General features: G+C 61.1%; 18 protein-coding genes and 1 pseudogene. 6 read left to right on the top strand and 13 right to left on the bottom strand.

Features of this window, described 5'->3' with window-relative positions; all coding sequences use genetic code 11:
* Positions 1–64: 64 nt before the first annotated feature.
* Entirely contained in the window at positions 65–973 is a 909-nt protein-coding gene (locus tag HMPREF2807_RS07695) for a uroporphyrinogen decarboxylase/cobalamine-independent methonine synthase family protein (RefSeq protein WP_070511606.1), read from the bottom strand.
* A 108-nt stretch (positions 974–1,081) separates the two neighbouring features.
* Here HMPREF2807_RS07695 and HMPREF2807_RS07690 point away from each other — a divergent pair, with 108 nt between their 5' ends.
* Positions 1,082–1,450: a PH domain-containing protein gene (locus tag HMPREF2807_RS07690; RefSeq protein ID WP_046649328.1), complete on the top strand. Its 369-nt coding sequence runs from the start codon at positions 1,082–1,084 to the stop codon at positions 1,448–1,450.
* Positions 1,451–1,452: 2 nt separating this feature from the next.
* Here the strand turns inward: HMPREF2807_RS07690 and mnmA are convergent, their stop codons facing one another.
* Complete coding sequence (gene mnmA / locus HMPREF2807_RS07685; protein WP_070511603.1) at positions 1,453–2,538, bottom strand: tRNA 2-thiouridine(34) synthase MnmA; 1,086 nt, start codon at positions 2,536–2,538, stop codon at positions 1,453–1,455.
* A 104-nt stretch (positions 2,539–2,642) separates the two neighbouring features.
* On the opposite strand from mnmA, the gene HMPREF2807_RS07680 reads away from it, so the two are divergent.
* Positions 2,643–3,485 (top strand): spermidine synthase, encoded by an 843-nt coding sequence (locus HMPREF2807_RS07680; RefSeq protein WP_070511601.1) that lies wholly within the window; start codon positions 2,643–2,645, stop codon positions 3,483–3,485.
* Here HMPREF2807_RS07680 and HMPREF2807_RS07675 read toward each other — a convergent pair.
* The gene (locus tag HMPREF2807_RS07675; RefSeq protein ID WP_046649326.1) at positions 3,482–4,636 is read right to left on the bottom strand and encodes a glycoside hydrolase family 25 protein; all 1,155 of its coding nucleotides are present in this window, start codon (positions 4,634–4,636) and stop codon (positions 3,482–3,484) included. The two genes, HMPREF2807_RS07680 and HMPREF2807_RS07675, sit on opposite strands and share 4 nt — an antisense overlap.
* 185 nt (positions 4,637–4,821) lie before the next feature.
* On the opposite strand from HMPREF2807_RS07675, the gene HMPREF2807_RS07670 reads away from it, so the two are divergent.
* Together HMPREF2807_RS07670 and HMPREF2807_RS07665 are read left to right on the top strand one after the other, a co-directional pair.
* On the top strand, positions 4,822–5,283 hold the full coding sequence (locus HMPREF2807_RS07670; protein ID WP_070511599.1) for a hypothetical protein: 462 nt from the start codon (positions 4,822–4,824) through the stop codon (positions 5,281–5,283).
* An 81-nt stretch (positions 5,284–5,364) separates the two neighbouring features.
* Positions 5,365–5,790, top strand: a complete 426-nt coding sequence (locus HMPREF2807_RS07665; RefSeq protein WP_046649324.1) for a hypothetical protein — start codon at positions 5,365–5,367, stop codon at positions 5,788–5,790.
* Positions 5,791–5,952: 162 nt separating this feature from the next.
* Here the strand turns inward: HMPREF2807_RS07665 and HMPREF2807_RS07660 are convergent, their stop codons facing one another.
* The 8 genes from HMPREF2807_RS07660 to HMPREF2807_RS07630 all read right to left on the bottom strand — a co-directional run bounded on the left by HMPREF2807_RS07660 (position 5,953) and on the right by HMPREF2807_RS07630 (position 16,933).
* Entirely contained in the window at positions 5,953–9,225 is a 3,273-nt protein-coding gene (locus HMPREF2807_RS07660; protein ID WP_369816144.1) for a type ISP restriction/modification enzyme, read from the bottom strand.
* Positions 9,197–10,912, bottom strand: coding sequence for a restriction endonuclease (locus tag HMPREF2807_RS14365; protein ID WP_369816143.1), 1,716 nt, complete (start codon positions 10,910–10,912; stop codon positions 9,197–9,199). Before HMPREF2807_RS14365 ends, HMPREF2807_RS07660 begins: the two co-directional genes overlap by 29 nt.
* A 112-nt stretch (positions 10,913–11,024) precedes the next feature.
* On the bottom strand, positions 11,025–12,161 hold the full coding sequence (locus tag HMPREF2807_RS07655) for a cysteine desulfurase family protein (RefSeq protein WP_070511597.1): 1,137 nt from the start codon (positions 12,159–12,161) through the stop codon (positions 11,025–11,027).
* The gene (locus HMPREF2807_RS07650) at positions 12,161–13,120 is read right to left on the bottom strand and encodes an electron transfer flavoprotein subunit alpha/FixB family protein (protein ID WP_070511595.1); all 960 of its coding nucleotides are present in this window, start codon (positions 13,118–13,120) and stop codon (positions 12,161–12,163) included. The genes HMPREF2807_RS07655 and HMPREF2807_RS07650 overlap by 1 nt, the downstream gene beginning before the upstream one ends.
* Positions 13,121–13,132: 12 nt before the next feature.
* Positions 13,133–13,933, bottom strand: a complete 801-nt coding sequence (locus HMPREF2807_RS07645; protein ID WP_070511592.1) for an electron transfer flavoprotein subunit beta/FixA family protein — start codon at positions 13,931–13,933, stop codon at positions 13,133–13,135.
* A 34-nt stretch (positions 13,934–13,967) separates the two neighbouring features.
* Complete coding sequence (locus tag HMPREF2807_RS07640; RefSeq protein WP_070511589.1) at positions 13,968–15,119, bottom strand: THUMP-like domain-containing protein; 1,152 nt, start codon at positions 15,117–15,119, stop codon at positions 13,968–13,970.
* 41 nt (positions 15,120–15,160) lie between these two features.
* On the bottom strand, positions 15,161–15,988 hold the full coding sequence (locus HMPREF2807_RS07635) for an NUDIX hydrolase (RefSeq protein ID WP_070511587.1): 828 nt from the start codon (positions 15,986–15,988) through the stop codon (positions 15,161–15,163).
* A gap of 96 nt (positions 15,989–16,084) precedes the next feature.
* Positions 16,085–16,933: an ABC transporter ATP-binding protein gene (locus HMPREF2807_RS07630; RefSeq protein ID WP_046648947.1), complete on the bottom strand. Its 849-nt coding sequence runs from the start codon at positions 16,931–16,933 to the stop codon at positions 16,085–16,087.
* Between the two features lie 57 nt (positions 16,934–16,990).
* Between HMPREF2807_RS07630 and HMPREF2807_RS07625 the strand changes: the two genes are divergently transcribed.
* Together HMPREF2807_RS07625 and glgB are read left to right on the top strand one after the other, a co-directional pair.
* Complete coding sequence (locus HMPREF2807_RS07625) at positions 16,991–18,997, top strand: maltotransferase domain-containing protein (RefSeq protein ID WP_070511933.1); 2,007 nt, start codon at positions 16,991–16,993, stop codon at positions 18,995–18,997.
* 107 nt (positions 18,998–19,104) lie between these two features.
* On the top strand, positions 19,105–21,225 hold the full coding sequence (glgB, locus tag HMPREF2807_RS07620) for a 1,4-alpha-glucan branching protein GlgB (RefSeq protein WP_070511585.1): 2,121 nt from the start codon (positions 19,105–19,107) through the stop codon (positions 21,223–21,225).
* 91 nt (positions 21,226–21,316) lie between these two features.
* Here glgB and HMPREF2807_RS07615 read toward each other — a convergent pair.
* Together HMPREF2807_RS07615 and HMPREF2807_RS07610 are read right to left on the bottom strand one after the other, a co-directional pair.
* Positions 21,317–21,716, bottom strand: a pseudogene (locus HMPREF2807_RS07615) (low molecular weight phosphatase family protein).
* A gap of 47 nt (positions 21,717–21,763) precedes the next feature.
* A complete protein-coding gene (locus HMPREF2807_RS07610; protein WP_070511583.1) occupies positions 21,764–23,341 on the bottom strand; it encodes a peptide ABC transporter substrate-binding protein in 1,578 nt (525 codons plus the stop codon).
* Positions 23,342–23,533: the final 192 nt, after the last annotated feature.

Below are 23,533 nucleotides of genomic sequence, written 5' to 3'. Positions count from 1 at the left end.
TGCTGCAATAGATATCTAGCCTGTTCTGGTTCATATTCGAGGCCTAGGTCAGGTGAAAGCTCAATTAGAGATCCCCAGCATCGCGGGTGAGAATGCCGGCGGTCTCGTTAACCGAGCGCAGAGAACGAGCGGAAGCCTTGACGGGATAGACGTCGAAACGGTCGACGAGGAGCTCGCGCGGCATGCCGATGCGGTCGAGATGCCGGGCCAGCGCAATGGCCTCCGCGCGGGCATCGGAACCTTCAAGGCCCAGACCAATGCGGTGGCCCGCGTTGAGGTGCTCGCCCAAGCCGTCCAGGTGGCGCGGGGTCTCCAGACCACGGAAATCCGTGAGGAAGGTCGTGGCTGCAGGCGCCACTGACCACAGCGGCGGGGTGTACAGGTAGTCGGCCTCGAAGACGAGAAGCTGCTCAAGAGCTACCTCGTCTGGGACCGGCGGAATGGTATCGAAGTCGGTGGTGCCGGGGATTCGGCCGGCGATAACGTCTGCGAGGAGTGGTTCGTCGAGTTGGACGACGACCTCCCCGTGGAAACGGCGCGCAACATCCGCGGCGTGAGCGCGGAGGCCATAGAGAAGTGACTCCGCGAGTTCGCTAAAGGCGCCGCGGTCGGTGAGGACACGGTGGCCGTCGGAAAGCTCAATGCTCGCCGCAAGCGACCAGGGACCGAGCGCTTGCACCTTAATACGGGGCACGGTTTCGCCCCAGACTTCCTGGACCTCGTCGATATCGCGCTCCAAGCGGTCCCACGTACGCCGGGTCAGCAGCTGCGGGCGCGCCGTCATGCGCCACGAGCGCGGGCCGCGGTCGATGGAGATCGCTTCTAGCATGCTGGCCGTGCGGCCCACCGCATCGGAGCCCAGCCCACGCGCGGGCAGCTGCGGGATGGCGGGAAGCTCGGTCTCCCCCATGATGATGTCCGCTGCTTCCGCCATGGAGGTACCGGGCATGGGGCCAAGGGCGAATCCCGTCATCTGTTCTCCTTCCCGAATGTTTTTCTTTTAATACCGAATCAAAGACTACTGCGACATCTATAATGCAATTCACAAACCACTAAGTCGCAGATAGTAAAGGATACTCCCGTGGCACTTGAACAGTTTTCTGGCTGGACCTTCTATTCTCCTTGCGAGATTCCGAGCGACATTCCGTCAATTCTCGCAGCCAACGAAAAGCCAATCTGCGCATTTAAAACTGTCCGAGACGCAGCGGTCTTCACTAGCCACCGATTGATTATCCGAGATTCTCAAGGTCTCACTGGAAAGAAAGTCGAAATCTATTCTCTCCCTTACTCCTCCATTAACATGTGGTCGACGGAGAATGCCGGAAAGCTCCTAGACGTAAATGCTGAACTGGAGCTGTGGACACGGGCTGGCCACTTCAAAATCAACATCGGGCCCAAAGTCGATATTCGGGCACTCGACCGACTCATCGCTGACTGCGTGCTTCGCTAAAGCTACTCGGTCCCGCAGATGGTGCCGGAGCCCAGGACAATATCACCCAGCTCATCCGGGCTCGGCAGATAGAGCACAGCCGCCTGGCCACGAGCCACACCGGAAAGAGGCTCCTTCAGTTCCAGCGTCATGCGGTCGGCCTCGCGGTCCACGTGAGCGCGGCAGGGAACGACAGAGCCGTGGGCGCGCACCTGCACCTCGCAGTCGAAGTCACCTTCCATAGCCGGGTGCAGGTACTTCAGGCGGTCAGCCTCGATGCGGGTTACGGCCAAGTCAGCACGCGATCCCACGGTGACGGTACCGGTGGCCGCGTCGATGTCGGTGACGTAGCGCGGGGAGCCGTCGGCAGTCGGCGTCTTGATGTCGAGGCCCTTGCGCTGGCCGATGGTGTAGTTCCACGCGCCGTCGTGTTCCTTGAGCTCATTGCCCTCAGTGTCCACGATCATGCCCGGGCGCAGGCCGATGGAACGGCCCAGGAAGGCCTGGGTATTGCCGTCCGGAATGAAGCAGATGTCATAGGAATCCGGCTTGGCCGCCGTGGAGAAGCCATGGCGTTTGGCTTCCTCGCGGATCTGCGGCTTCGGGGTATCGCCAATCGGGAAGAAGCAGTGATCCAGCTCTTCCTTGGTGATAACACCCAGCACATAGGACTGGTCCTTGTTCTCGTCCAAGGAGCGGCGCATGTAGCCATCATCGTCGATTGTGGCGTAATGGCCCGTGGCCACCGCATCGAAGCCCAGCGCCATCCCCTTGCGCAGTAGCGCCGCGAACTTGATCTTCTCATTGCAGCGCAGGCAGGGATTCGGGGTCTCACCGCGGGCATAGGAGTCCACGAAATCGCCGATGACGGCTTCCTTGAACTCCTCAGAGAAGTCCCACACGTAGAAAGGAATGCCGAGCTTGTCGCAGATGCGACGGGCATCGGCGGAATCCTCCAAGGAGCAGCAGCCGCGTGCCTTCTCACGTGTCTGCTGCGCATCCTTGTGCAGGGCCAGGTGCACACCAATGACGTCGTGGCCCGCCTCCACCGCACGCGCGGCTGCGACCGAGGAATCGACGCCGCCGGACATGGCTACCAATACTCGCATGCTCTCCCCTTCTCGTTTCGTTATCGCCCACCAAGGCTAGTCGCGGTGCACCTCATACCCCAACACACGAACCACGCAGCCTATTCCCTAAGCTAAGAGGCACTATGGGCAGAAAGCGCAACACCACCAGCTCCATCGCGGGCACCTACGAGATTTCCACCGGCGAACTCGTCGTCGAGCCGGATCCTTTCCGCGACGGTGCCTTCATCCTCAACGTCAATGGCGTGCCATCCTCACACCTCATCCCCGATGAGCCGCGCACCCTCGAGTTCGAGTACATGCGTTGGATTGCCGCCGCGGTGGAGAACCTCGCCCCTGGCAAGCGCCTGCTCCACCTGGGCGGCGGTGGCTGTTCTCTCCCCCGCTACTTCGCGAATCTCTGGCCGGATTCCCACAACACGGTCGTCGAACTCGACGCCAAACTGGCCGAGCTCATCCGTGAGCTGGCCGATATCCCCTCTGCTCCCCGCGTGAAAATCCGCGCCGGCGAGGCACGCGCGGTCACCGAAGGTTTCCCGCCGAACCGCTTCGACGTCATCATTCGGGATGTCTTCGCCGGCGCCATCACACCGGAGCCTCTCACCACCGAAGAGTTCTTCCAGCACGCCCACGCCACCCTATCCCCCGGCGGTCTTTACGTTGCCAACTGCGGCGACCACTCCGATCTCCAGGGCGCGAAGGCGGAACTAGCTGGAATGGCGGAGGTCTTTGCACACGTCGCCGTTATCGCCGACCCTCCCATGCTTAAGGGTCGGCGCTACGGCAACATCATCCTCATCGGCTCCGATACCGAGTTGCCCCACGACGGCTCCCCCGAAGCCGCCGCCCTGGCCAAGCCGCTCCTCTCCGGTGCGGTGCCCGCACACTTCCGCGACGAATCCTGGACCCGCCGCTTCTTTACCGGCGCGAGCCCCCGCCACGACGCCCCGGCAACCGCCGACGATTAGCGCAGGCTCTTGAGCAGGTCCGCCACCTGCTTGGAATCAAATGCCGGGATCTCCACACCCGCGGCGTGACCAGCACTGCGTGCAGCACGGCTGGCATTCTCCACGTCCTGCTCGCTGACGTTGTTGGCATCAAAGTCCTGCAGGTGCTGCGCGTTATCCAGGAAGATGGCTAGGTCGCCGACGGTGGCGTCGTTATTTGCCAGGCTCTTGAGGTCATCAACGCTAATAGCGCCGGTGTTGAGCAGCTTCTCTGCCTGCTTCACAAGCCCGGTCGGATCCACGTCTAGACCCGCATCCTTCGCGGCATCGGCCACGGCAGGAACGGCCGCCGCACCTGCTGCCAGCGCCAGGATTCCAGCAATCAGCACGCCGGCATCATCACCCAGGTCCACGCCCGGAATGACCAGGTCATCCAAGATTCCACCGAAGTCGATGTAATTGCCAGCAGAGAAAGAGTGCAGCTGCGCCTCAGTACCGTTGAAGAGGTTCAGGTCAACGTCAGTCTCAATGCCGGCCACGCGTCCGCTACCGGAGCGCTGCCAGAAGGCAAGCTTGTCCCAGCCACCGACCGGGTCCGGTGCGGTGTCCTGGTAGGCCGCCAGCCACAACGGATACTCGGAGAAGCGCGTGGTGTTACCCATCTGGCCCATCCAGAAGTACTTGTAGGTGTACAGCATCGGCGTACGGCCGGTCAGGGACTTGACCTCCGTCATGAAGGTATCAATCCAGTCAGCAAGCTGGTCGGCATTCAGTCCCTCATCCACCTCGATATCGAGCACCGGCGGCAGGGTCTGCGTCGGCACCAGCGCGATTTGGGAGGCGAAGCTAGCCGCCTGCTGCTTGGCGTCGCCGGCCGGGCGCGCGTAGTGGTAGGCGCCGACCTTCAGTCCAGCGGCTGCTGCGGCATTGGCATCGCGCACGAAGTGGTTGTTGACAAAGCCGACGCCCTCGGTGGCCTTCACGAAGGCATAGGACTGGCCATCGGACTTCACGGCATCCCAATCGATTCCGCGAAGGGACGCGTGGTTATTTCCGGAGACATCCACACCGGATGGTGCGTAGGACGGAATGGCAACGGCGGTGGATACGGACAGTGCCACGGCCGCTACTGCGGTAACGGCGGCGGTAACAAGGCGACGTGCATGGCTCATGCGCGCCACACTACCTCCGCTTTAACACTAATCACTGAAGCAACACACGAAACATTGAACTCTTTTGCCACACCACTGACGCAACTCCCCAACAACCGCTCCCAACAGCAGCAACCGCTGCTAGACTGCGCTTCACATCGCTACCACCCCATCAGGTGATCACGACGCCGACGAAGGACAGCGCCATGGACCAACCCACCATCGACCCACACCTTCCCAACGAGCCACAACAACCACAGACGCCCAACGCACCCCAAGCGCTCAACGCGCCCCAAGAGCTCAAAGCATCGGAGCTACCACCACGCCGCGGCTGGGAAGGAGTCTTCAACGAGAAACTCGCACTGTGGGGCTCCGCAATCCTTCTGTCCGGCTGGGCGCTGGGGTTGCTCTCCTTGCTCATCGCTGACAGCTCTACTTCGGGCACTGATGATGCCGTGTCCTTCTTCTTCGGATTCTTCGGCATTTTCGCGTTCATCGGGCTGTGTATCGCAACGCCTTTTCTCGCGACGCTTTTTGCCTTCCTCGCCCTCGCATCACTCGACTCTGACGTGCCAGAACGCAAACGCAACGCCAGAATCGCACTCGTGCTGGCGATACTGAGCATAGTGCCCATCGTTGTCTACTTCGGGCCAAAATACATGTTTTAGGTGCCGTCTCTGTGATGTCTAGGCCTTGACAACCTCAGCCAATGACAGCGCCAAAGACTAATGCCGACGAAGGATAGCCCCATGGACCAGCCCTCCATCGATCCTCACTTCCCCAATGAGCCACAGCGGCCCGCAGAGCCCAAGGAATCTGAGCTTCCTCCACGCCGCGGCTTAGCAGGAATCTTCAACGAGAAACTCGCCCTATGGGGCTCCGCTATCCTTCTGGGGAGCTGGGCGCTGGGATTCCTTTCCTTGCTCTTAGCAGACAGCGCTGCATCAGGCCCTGATGGGGCCGCGTCCTACATGTTCGGATTCTTCGGCCTTTTCGCGTTCATCGGGCTGTGGTTTGCAACGCCTTTTCTCGCGCCCCTCTTTGCCTTCATCGCCATCGCATCGCTTGACTCTGACGTTCCCGAACGCAAGCGCAACGCCATCATCGCACTCGTGCTTTCGATCGCGTCGGTGATTCCCATCGTCGCGCACTTCGCGCCGAACTATTTGTTCTAGGTCTCGACCCTAGGTGCTGGGCTCCAGGTGCCAAGTCCAAAACCTTGATACTTATGCAGTGCTTGGCGACGCCCCCACCCAAGCTTGCGGACCCTGATCATCCAGGAGTCCTGAGCGGGATGAGCCGCAGCCACGAGTAACCGGGCGCAGCTTATTGCATCGCTATTCGGAACCCAGCCCATCCACGATTCGCACTGTCTCCATCGCCACGCGCACGACTTTCCCAATCAGGTCCACGATGTAGCGCGGGTTTCCAACCTCATCGGCCCAATCGTTAGGGTCGTTGACGATGCCAGAAGCCTTATCCTTCTTGACCTGGTAGCGGTCAATCAGCCACGCGACTGCCGAGCGTGAGCCCAGCATGTACTCGTCGGCTTCTTCCGGGATACCGGCGATGGTCACGCGCTTGTTGTAGATCAGCTTCGTCACGTCATTGACGTTCTTGCCTGTCTCCGGGTCCTTGCGCTTGGCCCACTTCATCTTGAGCACGCGCCACGTCTCACGGTCTGCTTCATCGCCCTTGACCTGAATGTCTAACGGCCACGGCTCCACGGTCTCGTAGTTGACGTGAAGGTCCATCAGCTTTTGGCCAGCAGCAGCGAATTTATCAAACTCCGCACGTGAACTCGGCGTCTCAATATGCGGCAGCATCTTCTTCAAATCCGCCGCGTACTTCGTGCGGTAGACGGGGTCATGCAGCTTGCCGTAAACAAAGTGGAAGATGTCATCACCCGTGATGTCTGAACCCAGCGCATCGCGGTAGAGAGCCTTAATCTCATCAGTGATGTTATCCACGCGCACGTAGCCGTCAACGACCTCACCAATCGAACCGTAGACGCTGGCTTCGCCTTGCTTTACCGCGGTCCCCTCACCGAACAGCCCACCGTCGTCGGCTTCGACGGCGGCCCAGGTGAAGCGGGGGAAGTATTGGCCACCCGATCCTGCACCAGTCACATGTAGATCAGGCAGCAAGTTCGTTGCGATCACAGAGAAAGGAATAGCTGAACCATTTCCAACTTGATAGAACCCGATATTTCGGTGCACTGGGGTCGGGAAAATCGTTTGGAGTTGATAACGCCGATGATTCAATTGACTGTCAAAATAGACATTCTGCCGGTGAAAAGGGCGATAGAGACTTGTAACGGTAAATCCTGTTTGCTCAAGCGCTAACCGTCTATCCAACTGATTCTCCAAGCTTGAGGACCATTTACTACGTGTAGAATCGACAAACCACGGCTCATGTTTGAGGAAGTCCTTCGCCTTCTGATCTGGCTTAATTGCTTCGAGCGCCTTAGAATACGTGTCCCTCAAGGTAGCAACTTGTTTATCAAGAGCTGAGGCCGAAGAAGAATAGACCCAGGAATCACGGTTAGTTTGGAGTCCCGCAGAAAACACATTGAATACTTTCCTACTAGCTCCCTTCTTTTGACCGATAACCGGCCAAGCCCCGAACTCTTCGGACCGTTGATTCAGCCAGTCACCCTCCTTGTTCGGCTTGATTTTTTGCCATTCCATGTGTTCCACAGTCGAGTTATCAACAATCTCAAGCTTCTCATCACGGGTAGCACGATCAGGGGTCTGTACATAGTGCAGATCAAAGACCGTCTTGCTCGGGTCCTTTACTCCGATAAATACAGCGATCGTGGTCTGCGATCCCGCCCCAAAAATCTGGCCTCCCTCTGCTCGCCAATTGGAGTTACGCATATTGCCGCGAAGATTGAACACATAGAGGTCAGTAAAATCTTCGGCCATTGACAGGCGCACTCCGTCGCCGGTGTTTCCGTCGATCCATCCACCGTTGGAAACGAATGCAACAACGCCCTGGTCGCCAATGCGGTCGGTAGCCCAGCGGAAGGCACGAAGGTAGGAATCGTAGAGCGAGTTCTTGTTGGTCGCGGTGGACTTCGCAGCGTAAGTCTCAGCAATCCGCTTATCTAGGCTCGGGTACTTCAGGTTCGCGTTAAGGTCGTTCGCAGACTTCTGCCCTGCCGAGTACGGCGGATTACCAATCACCACGTTGATGGGTGCCTTCTTCTGTCGCTCGATGGTCTCGTTGTTCTCGCGGAAGATGTTGAGGTCTGGGATGTCACCTTCTTCGTGGATTTGGAAGGTATCGGCCAGCGCGATGTTGGTGAAAGGCACGTACTCGGGTGCAGGTTCGCCGTTGCGCAGGGCTGCCTCTTCGCGCAGAGCGTTGTAGGTGGTCTCAATGTTCACCGCGGAGACGTAGTAGGCCAGCAGCATGATTTCCGTGGCGAAGAGCTCGTTGGCGTACTTGCGGGCGAGGTCTTCCGGTTTGATAAGACCGGATTGCAGGAGGCGAACAGTGAAAGTAGAGGTTCCCGCGAAGGGGTCGAGGATGCACACTCCCTCATCGGTCAATCCCTTGCCAAAGTGTTTCTTGGATACGTCGTCGGCGGCGCGCAGGATGAAGTCGACGATTTCGACTGGGGTGTAGACGATGCCAAGAGCTTCGGATTGCTTCTTAAAGGCCTTGCGGAAGAAGCGCTCGTAAAGCTCCTTGATGACCTGCTGCTTGCCGGAAGCAGAGTTCACCTCAGAAGCGCGGACGCGGACAGACTCGTAGAACTTCTCCAGGGACTCGGTCTCGGTATCGAGGTTTGCCTTGGACAAGGCCTTGACCATCTTCTCCATGACTTGGGCCACGGGGTTGTGGGTGATGAAGTCATGGTTCTCAAACAGCGCGTTGAAGACTGGTGCCGTAATGAGGTGCTGCGAGAGCATCGAGATGGCATCTTCTTCGCTGATGCCATCATTGAGGTTATTGCGCAGGCCTTCGACGAAGCTGTCGAATTCGGTGCGGAGGGAGCCATCGGCGCCGTCGAGAAGCGCCCTAATGCGGGTGATTTGGTTCTCCGCGATGGTAGCGACGTCGTCGGCCCAGTCTTCCCAGTAAGTGCGGGTGCCGACCTTGTCCACCAGCTTGGTGTAGATAGCTTCTTGCCACTGTTCCAGGGAGAACAAGGCAATCTGCTGGGTCACGGTCGAACTATCGGCTAGCGGCTCCGGGGACTTGGTTTCATCCGCTTCCTTGAGCTTCTCAGCGTCGCTCTTCTCGTCATCCCTTGGCACGTGGACGACGTCGATGGGCAGGTCTTCTTGTCCCGCTGTGCCGTTGAGCGCAATGGAGTTAATCTTCGCGTTGAAGCGGTCATCGTGGGCGCGTAGCGCGTTGAGGATCTGCCAGACCACCTTGAAGCGCTGATTGTCGTTGAGTGCTTCTGCTGGGGAGACGTTGCTGGCAACGGCCACGGGCAGGATGATGTAGCCGTAATCCTTGCCTTCGGACTTGCGCATGACACGGCCGACGGACTGGACCACGTCCACCATGGAGTTGCGGGGGTTGAAGAAGATGACGGCGTCCAGCGCCGGAACGTCTACGCCCTCAGAAAGACAGCGCGCATTGGTGAGCATGCGCGACTGTTGCCCCCCCTGAAGGAGCCTCCAGCCAGGAAAGCTTGGTGCCGCGCTCCATGGCGTTCATGCTGCCATCAACGTGCTGGGCGGCGACGTTTAGGTCGACGTTGGTGAGGGAGACGTCGTTAAGCACTGCCTTTTCTTTGAGCAACTCTTGGTGTGTACCGATGAGTGAGGGGTAAGTCTCCGCAATGAGTTGGGAGGTCTTGATGTCCTTGGCGAAGGCCACGGCGCGCTGCATGGGCTGGGCGTCTTCCTCAAAGCCGCCCTTCTTGCCCTGCAAATCGCCGGAGCGCTTGGCCAGGCCGTTCCAGGCGCCAATCATGGCAGACGCTAGAGAAAGGTTGACCTGGTTGTTCTCACTGTGGGCCATAGCTTGGGCGGCCACGGATTCATCCACGGTCATGACGAGCACCTTGTAGTCAGTGAGCAGTCCCTTGTCCACGGCCTCGCCGAAGCCAAGGCGGTAGAACTCCGGGCCGTAGATGGCTTCATCATCCATGGAGGCCAGCTCCGCGGAGTGCTCTTCGGCCTTGCCCTTGACGGCTTCGTCATAAAGGCGTGGGGTGGCTGTCATGTAGAGGCGCTTGGCTGCCTTGATGTAGTCGGCATCGTGGACGCGGACGAAGTTGCTGGCATCCTCCCCGGCCAAGGTGATGCCGGTGGTGCGGTGGGCTTCATCGCAGATGACGAGGTCGAAATCATCGAGGCCTACCTGCTGGGCATCGTGCACCGCCTGGATGGACTGGTAAGTGGAGAAGACGATGTTGAGGCCCTTGGCGCGCTTGCCGGATTCAAAGCGCGTGGTGATGTCCTTGCCTTCGGTAGAAACTGGGACTTCAAGGTCGTAGACGGCGATGTCTTCGGCCTTCTTGGAAACCTTGCTATCGGAGCACACCGCGAAGGCGCGCATGTCGAGGCGGCCCTGGGCGGTCCACTCCTTCAGAGTTTGGGAGAGCAAGGAGATGGACGGCACGAGGAAGAGGATGCGGGCCTTGCCGCCGTTGTCCTCAGCAACGCGCTCCGCTAGGCGCAGGGCGGTGAAGGTCTTGCCGGTGCCGCAAGCCATGATGAGCTTGCCGCGGTCATGGGTCTTGAATCCTTTGATGGCTTTGTCGATGGCCGCCTGCTGGTGTGGGCGGGGCTCGAAGGTCTCACGCTGGGAGAGGTTGATCTGGATGGTCTTGTCGCGCACCTCTGAACCCGGGAAGGCCACGTCCCAGTTGATGGGTGATTCCGCGATGGCGGAAATGCCCATGCGGCTGGTGGGAATGATTTGGTTGGCCAGGGCGTCCTCCGCATGGGAGGACCAGTGGTCCGTGGTGGAGATAATCAGGCGGCTGCCGAAGTGCTGGCGGCCGTCTTCTGTTTCGAAGGAGTGACCGGAGGCCTCGAAGAAGGAATCCAGGTGGGACTTCTGGATGCGCGCCTTGGAGTCATAGAACTTGCACTGGATGGCGGTCCACGTGCCATCATCGACGCGGCGGGCCACTAGGTCAATGCCGGTGTCAGCCTTGCCGCCGTTGTAGCGCCAATCCGTCCAGCGGCAGACCTCATCGAATTGGTTCTTCAAGGTCGGGTCGGTCTTGAAATAGTTGACCATCAGCTTCTCAAAGGCAATGCCATATTTAGCCTTTGGTTGGTTTTCACGCAGCTGTTCTAGGACCTCAGAGAACTTCGACATGACAACATTGTGCCTGATGGGCTATCGGCTCCGTGGCACAACACCGAAGATTGCGAAACGCGTTTGCTCGCCTTTGTCTTTGGGCGTCGGTACTGGCCGGGAGCTGTTGTGTTTACACCGACCGCGCGCGGCGAATAATCTCTGGAAGTTCGTTGATAACCACGTTGATGTCCTCTTCGGTGGTCATTCGTCCCAGGCTAAAGCGCAGGCTGCCGCGCCCGTGTTCCTCGTCAATGCCCATGGCTTCCAGCACGTGGGACATGCGGTTGACACCGGCGTGGCAGGCGGAGCCGGCGGAGGCTTCGATACCGGCGGCGTCGAGAAGCATGATGAGGCTGTCACCATCCGTACCCGGGAAGGACACGTGCAGGTGGGAGGCCAAGGTGGGCTCGGTGGAGTTGATGATGACGTTGTCGATGCTGTCCTCAATGCCGGCCTTGAGCTTGTCGCGGAGTGCCGTCAGGCGGGTGTCTTCCTGCTCCATTTCCGCGACGGACTCGCGCAGGGCCGCGGCGAGCGCGCTCGCACTCGCGACGTCGACGGTGCCGGGACGGATGCCGCGCTCCTGGCCGCCGCCGAAGGCGATGGGTTGAGGCGCCGGGGTACGGCGTGCGAGCAGCAAGCCAATGCCGCGGGGCCCGCCGAACTTGTGGGCGCTGGCAGCGAGTGTGGTGGCACCCAGCTCATGGAAGTTGATGGGTAGCTTGCCGGCGACCTGCACGGCATCGATGTGCACTGGGGTGTTCTGCGCGGCGGCGCGCTGAGTGATGTCCGCGACCGGCTGTATAGCGCCGGTCTCGTTGTTAGCCCACATGCAGGTGGCAACCGCGGCCGGGGTATCCAGGGCGCTTAAGTCGCTGATGTGGCCGGTGGAATCGACCGGCAGCAGATCCACGGTGGCGCCATGCTCAGCGCGGAGCTTCTCCACGGTCTCAAGGACGGCGGGGTGCTCGATGGGGGTCGAGATGATGCGCTTCTCCGCCTCCGGTGCTGCGCTTTGCGCAGCACGGAAAAGACCCTGGATGGCAATGTTATCCGCCTCCGTGCCGGAGGAGGTGAAGACTACCTCGATGGGTTCGCAGCCCAGCAGCTCGGCGACGGTCTCGCGGGCGTCGTCCAGCACGGAGCGTGCCTTACGCCCGGAGCCATAGGCCGAGCCGGGGTTGAGGGACCCGGCGGCGTCGACCCATGCGTCGATGGCGCACTGGCGCATGGGTTGGGTAGCTGCGTAATCGAGGTAGCGAGGCATTAGTTGCCGGCCCCCTTGCGGGACTCAAGCTCGGAGACCAGCGCCGGGGCGATCTCGTGGAGGTCGCCCACCACACCGAGGTCGGCGATCTGGAAGAAAGGCTCGTCCTGATCCTGGTTAACCACGACGATAGTCTCCGAGGTCTGCATGCCTGAGGTGTGCTGGATGGCGCCGGAGATGCCGAGGCCGATGTAGAGCTTCGGGGAGACGGTCACGCCGGTCTGGCCCACCTGGTGGGCCGGGTCGTAGAAACCTTCGTCCACGGCGTCGCGGGTGGCGCCGACGGCGCCACCGAGGACGTCGGCAAGCGGCTCCACCACGTCGGCGAACTTATCGCCCACGCCGCGGCCACCGGCGACGACGACCTTCGCGGAGGTCAGCTCCGGACGGGCGGTCTTCTCTGCCGGAGTGAAGGAGGTGACGGTGACGTCCTTCACGGTGGCGGCGGGCAGCTCGAAGGGAGCGGGTGCCGCGGTGACCGGCTGGGGTTCGGCAGCCACGGAGCCAGGGCGCAGAGTGTAAACCACGGAACCAGTGGCCGTGGAGGAGGTCTCGTAGGAGCCGCCGAAGATGGTGTGGTGCGCGGAGCCATCAGCATTGATGCCGTCGACGTTGACCAGGGCGCCCGAGCCCAGGCGGGCGGCGAGGCGGCCGGCGATCTCGTTGTTAGTCGGAGTCGCAGCCAGCACGATGGGCGCCGGGTTATTGGCGGCCAGGGCGTGGAGGGCGTCGACCTCCGGGGTGACGATGCGCTGCTCATAGTCCGCGGCGGTCGCCTGCACTACCTGGGCTGCACCGAAATTACCCAACTCGGCATCGAAGGAGGCGGCGGTAGCGGCATCCTTCGCCACGACGACGGCGGAGACGGTACCAAGTGCGCGGGCGGCGGTGATGAGCTCACCAGTGACGGGGCTCAGCTGCTCTGCTTCGTGCTCAACTAGGACATAAACGTGAGACATAATTTTTCTCCTTTAACCCTCGATGAGATTCTTGGCGGCCAGGAAGTCCGCGACCTTGGCGGCAGCCACGGCCGGATCAGTATCCGTGATGACCTCACCGGCGGTACGGGCCGGGCGCTGCGCGGAGGCGGTAACCGTGGTGGTGGACGGCACGCCGTCGATGCCCAGATCCGCCACGGCGAGCGTGGTGACCTCGGCCTTCTTGGCGGCCATCAGGCCCTTGAAGTTGGGGAAGCGCGGCTTGTCGGCCTTGTCGGTAAAGGACAGGATGGCCGGCAGGTTGGCGCTGAGTTCCCAGTGGCCGTGGACATCCTCACGGGTACCGGTGGCAGTGGCACCGGCCAGGGAGGCTGCCTTGAGCTCAGTGAGCGCGGGCAGCTGGCGGTACTCGGCCAGCAGGCCGGCGATAAGCCCGGTGGAGGCATCCGAGGAGTTGTTGCCCAGGGTGATGACCTGGACCTCGCCGAACTTCTCGGCCACCTTGTTGATGGCGGCGTTAAGAACCCAAGCGGTGGCCAGGGCGTCGGCGCCAGCGAGGGCGTCATCCGTCACGTGCACGGCGTGATCCGCGCCCATGGCCAGGGCCTTGCGCAGGGCCTCATCGGCAGCGGCCGGGCCCATGGTGAGTGCGACGACCTCGTAGCCGGCGTCGGCGTTATCGTCGCGCAGGCGCAGTGCCTGCTCGACGGAGTACTCGTTGACCTCATCGATGACGTTATCCACCGAGGTGCGGTCCAAGGTGTGGTCCGCCTCGAGGGTCTTGGTTGACCACGTATCCGGTACGTGCTTGACCAGAGCCACAATGACTGGCATGTGGGCACTTCCCCTTCCGTAAATTTTGAAACTATTAGGGTGCGTAATTACCTTCGGTCGATACTACTCGCGGTCCGCACAACACCGCGACTCCCTTCGTTCCAATGCGCGTGACCACGAGAGTCTTGGCGTTCGACCCCTTCAACTTGAGCTTCTTGCGCAGCTGGTCCGGGTTCACGTCTTGCCCGCGTACCAGGATTTCCAGCGAGCCGACATCGTGAGCCGCCATAGCCGCCTTGAGCTTCTTCATGGGGACCATCTCGATGAATTCAAATCCGGACGTGCCTTGAGGCAGGCGGTCACCAGTGAGATAGGCAATGCGCGGGTCCAGCTGGTGCAAGCCTTCCCGCGCGGCGTAGTGGCGCACCAGTCCGGCGCGCACGATGGCGCCGTCGGGGTCGATAAGGAAGCGCCCGATGGGGCCGGCCTCAGGTAGCTCGTCGTCGTCGAGGTCGTCGTCGATGACGTCCGTGTGTATTCCTTCGGGCGTGGTATTGAGGACCACTGCCCTCTTCCCCATTCCCAGGCCCGGGGTATACAGGCAGGTTTCCTTCACCCCTCCGTCAAGGCTCACCGCGCAGGCTAGGCCTTCCCATTCGGAGTGGTCGATGCCGGGGGCGCACTTGATGGCCATCTCGCCGTGGGTGGCCAGTAGATCTGCTGGCGGGGGCAGGAGCTGGTCCAAGCGCGTAATACGGTTGCCACCGCGACGTCGGGCAGGATCGGCGATGCAGACCTGGGCTGTGGTTGTGGTGGTTAGTGCATCGGCACGGAACACTGGGTGCTCAATGTTGTGGTGCGCCATGGCCACGCGTGAGGCGTCTAGGTCACTGCCCACATACGTGCCCGGGCGATAGGACTGTCCCTCGGTGCCGATGGAGCAGGTGAGGTCGTGGACGAAGTCCACGTTGCGTTCCTGAAGGAAGTGCGCGCGATAGGCGGCGACCGCAGGTGGGGTGGCCTGCTGGGCGGAGTCGTGGTCCATGAGCCACTGCCCCGGCAGCTTTCCGGAGCTGCGGGCTTGGATCAGCTCGGCTACGGCGCGGCCATAATTACCGAATTGGGCCTGCAGCTTGGCGACGTCCCGCAGGTGCGCCTTCTTAGTGCCCTCAAGGCCTGCTGCGGCGGCGTCGATCGCAGCGGCATTCTCGCGTAGGAAGGCAACTTCGTCCAGGGTGTAGCTCATGCAGGATTCTTCTGTATCGGTTGATGCCGGCCGAGGCCGACTTAAATGCGGTCGACGGGGAAAGTGGTGAAGTATTCGCGGTAGCGCTCATCATCGCGCGGGTCGCCGATAATCGGACGCAGGTCGGAGAAGGAGGCATCATCTAAGACCTCTTTGACCGTGGCATAGGAGGTCAAACGCTTGAGCTGCGCCCACGTCGGGATGGCTAGGCGCACCAACCCGGCGCGCCAGCCATCAAGGACCAGTTGCGGGTCGAACCAGCCGGCGTCGTCGGCTTCGCCCGTATCCCCATCGGGTTCTTGGCCCTCGGGCAGTACACCGATGAAGAAGAAGGTATCGAACCAGTGGTTGTTATCTTCACCGGCCCAGCGGGACCAGGGCAATAGCATGTCGGCGTCGACACGCATGCCGTTGTGCTCAAGAAACTCGGTGAAGGAAATCTCGTGGGTTTCTAGCAGCTCGCGCTCGCGGTGGTAGCGCGAGGCGTCGGAGACCAAGCCGTCCTCACGGATGGCTAACAGCGTGCCGGCCTCCTCGAAAAGCTCCCGGGCGGCGGCGAAGACGAGGGCGTGTGCCTTGTACTTGGTTACGCCCATGCGGCGTGCCATGGACACCACTGAGCGGCCTGCCCACAGTTCGCCAGAGTCCCAGGTTCGGGGCGGGAAGTCACGCGGGTCTACCCCGCCGCCGGGAAAGACGACGTGGCCGGGGTAGTTGCGCATGGTGCGCACGCGTTCTTGAATCCACACGCGCAGCCCCTCAGTCGTATCGCGCAACAGGAGGACAGTAGCGGCCAGACGTGCCCCGTTAAAGCCCGTTGTTTCGCCAGGGTCGATGGCGTCAAGGCTGTCGTGGATGGACTGACTCATGCAACTTTCCGTGTCTGCAGGCTGGGGGGCAGAATTCGAGAGGTATACGTCGAGGGTGTGTACTGAGGTTTTGTACTGAGAGATATGTACTAGGGGTTAGCGGACTCGTCGGGCGAAGTACCTCTCCCCGATGCGATCCACCTGGATAGGTTGGTGGAAGGCCTTGGAAAGGTTTTCCGACGTCAGGACAGAGTTAATGAGTCCTTTGGCCACGACCTTACCCTCATCCAGGAGCATCGCATGGGTAAATCCGTAAGGGATTTCCTCCACGTGGTGGGTAATCATGACAATCGCCGGGGCATCCGCATCGAGTGCTAGGTCCCCCAAGTAGCCCACGAGGTCCTCACGGCCGCCCAAGTCCATGCCCGCGGAGGGCTCATCCAGGATGAGCAGCTCCGGGTTGGCCATGAGGGCACGGGCGAGGATGACGCGCTTCTTCTCACCTTCGGAGAGCGTGCCCCAGGTCCGCTCTGCGAGGTGCGCGGCGCCGACTTGTTCCAAGATCTCGTCGGCACGGGAGAAGTCCATGTCTTGGTAGTCCTCACGCCAGCGGCCGAGGACCGCATAGCCAGCAGACACAACGAGATCATCCACGCGCTCGTTGTCCGGGATGCGGTGCTGGACGGCAGCGGAAGAGATGCCAATGGCGGCGCGCAGATCGCGCATATCCGTTTTGCCCAGGCGCTCACCCATGAGGAAAGCCACGCCAGCGGACGGGAATTCTTCGGCGGCGGCCATGCGCACCAGGGAGGTCTTGCCCGCGCCATTGGGGCCGATGATGACCCAACGCTCATCGAGCTCCACCTGCCAGTCGACGGGCCCGACCAGCGTGCGCCCGCCGCGTCGTAGCTCGACGCCGCGGAAGTCAATCAACCAATCCTCGTCGGTTTCCATCAGTTCAGGGTCTTGCTGGCTCAATTGCTCTGGAGTGTTCACACGCACCATTGTGGCCGATATCCTCCTTCCCCGGTGAAACTGACACAGCTGCATTATTCTATGGGCATGACTCAACGCCTTGGTATCGACGATGTCCGCCCCTCCCTCTCCGGTAATGCCGCCTCGAAGGCCGTAGTCGGAGAGGTTGTTCCTGTCACCGCGCTGGTGTGGCGCGAGGGCCACGATGCCGTCGCCGCGACGCTGTCGGTGTGGAACACCGAATCCCCGTCCACCTCCGCCGTGACCATGACCGTGGACCCGGAAGACCAGGACCGAGTCCACGGGGTGTTTACTCCGGCGACTCCCGGGCGTTGGTTCTTCCGCATCGATGCCTGGTCGGATCCGATGTCCACGTGGCGCAACGCGGTGATCAAGAAGATGGAGGCGGGGCAATCCGCACAGGAGCTCAGCAACGATCTGTTGCACGGCGCCGAGCTCTTCGAGGAGGCGGCCATCCAGTGCCCGAGCGATAAGGCGGAGCTGCTCTTTAACGCGTCGAAGGAGCTCAAGGATGACACGGTGGACGTCGACAAGCGCGTGCGTACCGCGCTCTCCGAGGAGGTCGCCGAGATCCTCCACCACCACCCGCTGCGCCATCTGCTGGTCGAAGGTGACATCCACGAGGTCCTGGTAGAGCGCCGCGATGCCCTCTACAACTCCTGGTACGAGCTCTTCCCGCGCTCGACCGGCGGCTGGGATGACGAGGGCAACCCCGTACACGGCACGTTTAAGACCACGGCGCAGGCACTGGAGCGCGTCGCTGCCATGGGTTTCGATACCGTCTACTTCCCGCCCATTCACCCCATTGGCAAGGTCCACCGCAAGGGCCGCAACAACACCGTGGTGGCTGAACCCGGTGATGTGGGTTCACCCTGGGCCATCCAGGACCACTCCACCACGCACCCGGAACTGGGCACCATGGAGGACTTCAAGGAGCTGGTCAAGAAGGCCACCGACTTGGGCCTGGAGGTAGCGCTGGACTTGGCGCTGCAGGCCTCCCCGGACCACCCGTGGGCCAAGACCAACCCGGAGTTTTTCACCGTGTTGGCCGATGGCACCATTGCGTACGCCGAGAACCCGCCGAAGAAGTACCAGGACATCTACCCGCTCAATTTCGATAACGACCCAGATGCCATCTACGCGGAGATCTACCGCATCGTCATGATCTGGGTGGAGGCCGGTGTCACCACCTTCCGCGTGGACAACCCGCACACCAAACCCGCCAACTTCTGGAACTGGCTGATTTCCAAGGTGCACGTGACCCACCCAGAGGTCATCTTCCTCTCCGAGGCCTTCACCCGCGCCCCGCGCCTTTTCGGATTGGCCAAGGCTGGATTTACGCAGTCTTATACCTACTTCACGTGGCAGACCTCCAAGCACGAGCTCACCGAGTTCGCACAGATGCACGTGGAGCAGGCCGATATCTGCCGGCCCAACCTCTTTGTCAATACCCCGGATATCCTCCACGAGTCCCTGCAGACCGGCGGGCGCGCCATGTTCGCCATCCGCGCCACCCTGGCGGCCACGCTCTCCCCGCTGTGGGGCGTGTACTCCGGCTTCGAGCTCTACGAGCACCAGGCCGTCAAGCCCGGCAGCGAGGAGTACCTCGATTCTGAGAAGTACGAGCTGCGCCCGCGTGACTTCCAGGCAGCGCTGAAGTCCGGGGATTCCCTGGAATCCTATATTCGCCTACTCAACGTCATCCGCCGCGAAAACCCGGCCCTCCAGCAGCTGCGCACGCTACGCTTCCACAACACCGATAACGAGGCCATCATTGCCTACTCCAAGGCCGATCCCGCTACCGGCAATGTGGTGCTCGTGGTGGTCAACCTCGATCCGCGCAATGCACAGGAGGCCACGGTCTTCTTGGACTTGGCCGCCGTGGGCCGCCACCCGGGTGAACACTTCACGGTGCAGGACACCATCAGTGGTGCCGCCTATGAGTGGTCCGACCGTAACTTCGTGCGCCTAGAGCCGCTGCGCGACGTCGCCCACGTCTTCATCCTCCCGCCGGCCCACCATGACCTGCAGGAACGCATTGCGTGGCGCCGGGTGAACGACTACCGCGCTTAAGCTCTCAGGCCAGTAGATAGCCCCGCGCTGATTCCGTCCCCCTTTCTGGGTAGCGCGGGGTTTCTTTTCGGCCCCGCGAGCACGTGTTCTTGGGTAATTTGGTCTGTATGAACATCCCGGCCTCAGACCTCGAACGCCTCAACCACTGCCGCCACCACGCGCCCCATGATTTCTATGGTTGGCACGATGGAACCGTCCGCACTCGCCGCCCCGGTGCTGAAGCCGTCGAGCTCGTCACCGCCACTGAAACCGTCGCCATGCGCGCGGTTGGGGATGATATCTGGGAGGCCCCGCTCGCAGAGGAAGCAGACTACCGCCTGCGCATCACCTATCCGGGCCAGCCCGCCATCGAGGTAGCGGATGGCTACCACTTCCTGCCTACCCTGGGCACCTTGGATCAGCACCTCATCGGCGAGGGCCGCCACGAGCGCTTGTGGGAAGTGCTCGGTGCCAACCTCAAGAGCTACACCACCGACATGGGCGTAGTCGAAGGCACCGCGTTTGCCGTGTGGGCGCCCAACGCGGAGGGCGTGGCCGTCGTCGGTGACTTCTGCGGCTGGAACCCTACCCAGTACCCCATGCGTTGCCTTGGCTCCACGGGCATTTGGGAGGTCTTCATCCCCGGTGTGGGCGAAGGCGAGCGCTATAAGTTTGCGGTCCACGGCAAGAACTCTCCGCGCATCGATAAGGCTGATCCCCTGGCCAAGCGCACCATCGCCCCGCCGGAGACCGCCTCCGTGGTGGCCCGCTCCAGTTTCAAGTGGAGCGATGAGGAGTGGATGAGCAAGCGCACCGGGGACCTCGACGTCCCGATGAGCGTCTACGAACTTCACGTCGGTTCCTGGAAGGTGGGTGCTAACTACAACACCTTGCGCGAAGAGCTCATCCCCTACCTGTTGGAGCATGGCTTTACCCACGTGGAACTGCTACCTGTAGCCGAGCACCCCTTCGGTGGATCCTGGGGCTACCAGGTCTCCGGCTACTACGCTCCCTCCGCGCGCTGGGGCACCCCGGACGAGCTACGCGCGCTCATCAACGACCTGCACAAGGCAGGCATCGGCGTCTTCGTTGACTGGGTTCCCGCGCACTTCCCCAAGGACGAATGGGCGCTGGGCCGCTTCGATGGGCAGGCACTCTACGAGCACCCCGATCCGCGCCGCGGTGAGCAGGCCGATTGGGGCACCTACGTCTTCGACTTCGGTCGCAACGAGGTGCGCAACTTCCTCGTGGCTAACGCCCTGTACTGGGCCGAGGAGTTCCACGTGGATGGCCTGCGAGTCGACGCCGTTGCATCCATGCTCTACCTGGACTACTCCCGCGAAGAATGGCTGCCCAATATCTACGGCGGGCGCGAAAACCTTGAGGCAGTCCAATTCCTCCAGGAGACCAACGCCACGCTGAACCGTAACCACCCGGGCGTCCTGACCATCGCCGAGGAATCCACCTCCTGGCCAGGCGTAACCGCCCCGACGCATGAGGGCGGACTGGGCTTTAGCCTGAAGTGGAACATGGGCTGGATGAACGACACCCTGGAGTACTTCAAGCACGAGCCGATTCACCGCCGCTACCACCACGGCGAGCTCACCTTCTCCATGGTCTACGCCTATTCGGAGCGCTACGTACTGCCGTTTAGCCACGACGAAGTGGTCCACGGCAAGGGCTCCTTGTGGGAGCGCATGCCGGGCGATGACTGGAATAAGGCCGCGGGCCTGCGCGCACTGTATGGCTACATGTTCTCCCACCCGGGCAAGCAGCTGATGTTCATGGGCCAAGAGTTTGGCCAGACCACCGAATGGGCAGAGGGCCACTCTGTGGACTGGTCCAACTTGGAGGGCTGGGGCAACGAGTGGCACCACGGCATCAAGCGCTTAGTGCGCGACCTCAACGCGGTGTACAAGCAACAGCCAGCCCTGTGGACCCAGGACTTTACACAAGATGGCTTCCAGTGGGTCAAGGCTGATGACTCGAATAACAACATGCTCGGCTACGTCCGCTACGGCAAGGACGGCTCTGCCCTGTTGGCGGTGTGCAACTTCTCCGGCAGTTCCGTGCCGAACTATGACCTCTGGGTGCCGCGCGATGGCGAATGGGAGCTGGTCATCAACACAGACGACGCCGTCTATCAAGGCGCTGGCAACGACCTTGCCCACCGCGTGCGCTCCGAAGGCAACCACGTACAGCTGCACCTGCCGGCCAACTCGGTGCAGTGGTATGCCTTCCGTGGCTAGTTTCTCAAAATACAACTGCCCGAGTTGCCAAAGATCACCGCTGGGATCGAATTCCAGCCCCTAGTTTTGGCAACTCAGGCAGTTTCAGTTTTCAGTCCTGCGCGTGACCATCAAGGAAAGCTCTTACGCGAGCATCAATGTCATCGCGCAGCGCATCCATACGCGCTTCTCCCTCTAGGCCACGCACGGACGGGTCCTCAATCTCCCAACGCTCAGCCACTCCGTCATAGTCGGCATCACCGACGATGACGACGTGATCCACCGAAGACGCGAGGCCGGCATCAAGCAGCGTCGGCGTACCTTCCATGTCCGCTCCGACCTTTGCAAGGGAAGCCTGCGCCTCAGCGTTCACCCCCCTGCTCACGGTGCTGTTCAGTGGTCTTTACGCCTGCAGAGTGAACTTCCCAATCGGGCGCATGCTTCCTAGCTAAGGCAGCCGCCATCTGAGACTTGCCCCGGTTGGTATTGCAAAGAAAAAGTACGGAGGTCATGCCTCCGCACTTTAGTCATATTGCGGTGTGTCTGTAGGACCAGATCCCTAGTTCTTCTTCACCGCGTAGTACACCGGCAGGGACTTCCAGTTGAATGTCACGTCCTGGACGTTCTCCGACCACCCGCCGACCACGTTCGGGTAGAACAGCGGGATGGAGGGAAGGTCACGCAGCAGCAGCTCCTGTGCCTGGTTGTAGAGCTTCGCGGCTTCCTCCTCGTTCGCGGCGCCGTTGGCCTTCACAATCAGTTCATCGAATTCCGGGTTGGAGTACTTCGAGTCATTCGAAGCTACGCCCGTGGTGAAGTTTGGCCCAAGGAAGTTACCCATCGAGGGATAGTCGGCGAACCACGCCGTGCGGTAGGCGCCGTCCATACGCTCGGTGCGGTAGGCATCGCGGAAGGACTTGAAGTCCGGGTAAGGGTTGCCCACGGCCTGGATTCCCAGCGCGTTGCTGATGCTGTTAGCCACCGCATCAGCCCAGTCCTTGTTGTCACCATCGGTGTTATAGTTGATCGGGAACGTGCCTTCAAAAGCACCGTACTTCTTGTCGGCCTCCGCCCACAGCTTCTTGGCTTCCTCCGGGTTATAGTCCAGGTTCTCCGAACCCGGCAGGCTGTCGTTGTACCCGTTCAGCACCGGTGAGGTGAACTCCCGGGCCGGGGTGCGGGTGCCATGGAAGATGGTCTCCGCGATCTCCTCACGGTTGATGGCCATCGAGATTGCCTTGCGTCGCAGCGTGCCCTCTTCCCCACTGAAATGAGGCGTTTCTACGTGGATGGACATCTCCAGGTAGGTGGCAGCCGGCTTGGTCTCCTCGCGGCCGGCCAGGTCCTGCTCATAGCTGCCGAAAGCGGATGAAGGAATGGCTTCGAGCACATCGAGGTTATTCGCCAGCAGGTCCATGTACGCAGCACTAGAGTCGGCGTAGAAGGCGAATTCGATGCCGTCGTTCTGCGCTGCGCGGTCGCCCTTATACTCCGGGTTCGGCTCGATGATCAGGTTCTGGTTGTGGTTCCATTCCTTGATCTTGTACGGACCGTTGGACACCGGGGTCTCGCCGAAAGCCTGTGGGTCCTCCAGTGCGGCCGCAGGCACCGGGAAGTACGCGTTGTAACCTAAGCGGCTCGGAAAGTCGCTTTCCGGTTGGGTGAGCTCGATGGTGAAGGTGCGCTCATCGATGACCTTGAGGCCCTCCATTTCTTTGACGCCTTCACCGTAGCCCTTAATGGAGGAGAAGAAGCTCTCATTGAGCTGTTCGTTGGCTACAGCGTAGTTCCACGTATCGACGAAAGTAGCCGCGGTTACGGCGGAGCCATCGGAGAACTTCAGGTCCGGCTTGAGCGTGACCTTGTAAGTCTTGTCCCCTTCCTTGTCAATGGACTCGGCCATCTCGTTGTGCACGTTGCCGTCAGCGTCGTAGTACACCAATCCGGAAAACAGCATGTCGACGATGCGTCCGCCACCGTTCTCATTCGTCATCGCGGGGATAAGCCCCTGCTGCGGCTCGGTGCCCAGAACGCGAACATAGTTGGCACCGCCGGCACTATCGGAGCCGTCGCTTCCGCAGGCGGCAAGGGTAAAAGCAAGAGAGGCGGCGCCGACGACGCCGAGGAGCTTGCGCATGAGAGTCCTCCTGAAAGAGTTAAACAACCAGTGTGCGTGATAACACTAGAAGGAATGTAGCATGCTTCAACTCACATAATAGATTTAACGCAAAAGACCCTCAGAGAGGACTCAGTTGAGTCATCCTGAGGGTTCAACCCGCGACAGTCCTGGAAGGTCACTCTCGGCCCCAGCACAAGCCGGGCACTATTA

The sequence above is a fragment of the Corynebacterium sp. HMSC074A09 genome, assembly GCF_001811545.1.
GTDB classification, from domain to species: domain Bacteria; phylum Actinomycetota; class Actinomycetes; order Mycobacteriales; family Mycobacteriaceae; genus Corynebacterium; species Corynebacterium hiratae.
The sequence above is the reverse complement of the archived record's forward strand: the minus strand, read 5'-3'. Positions and strand labels throughout refer to the sequence as shown.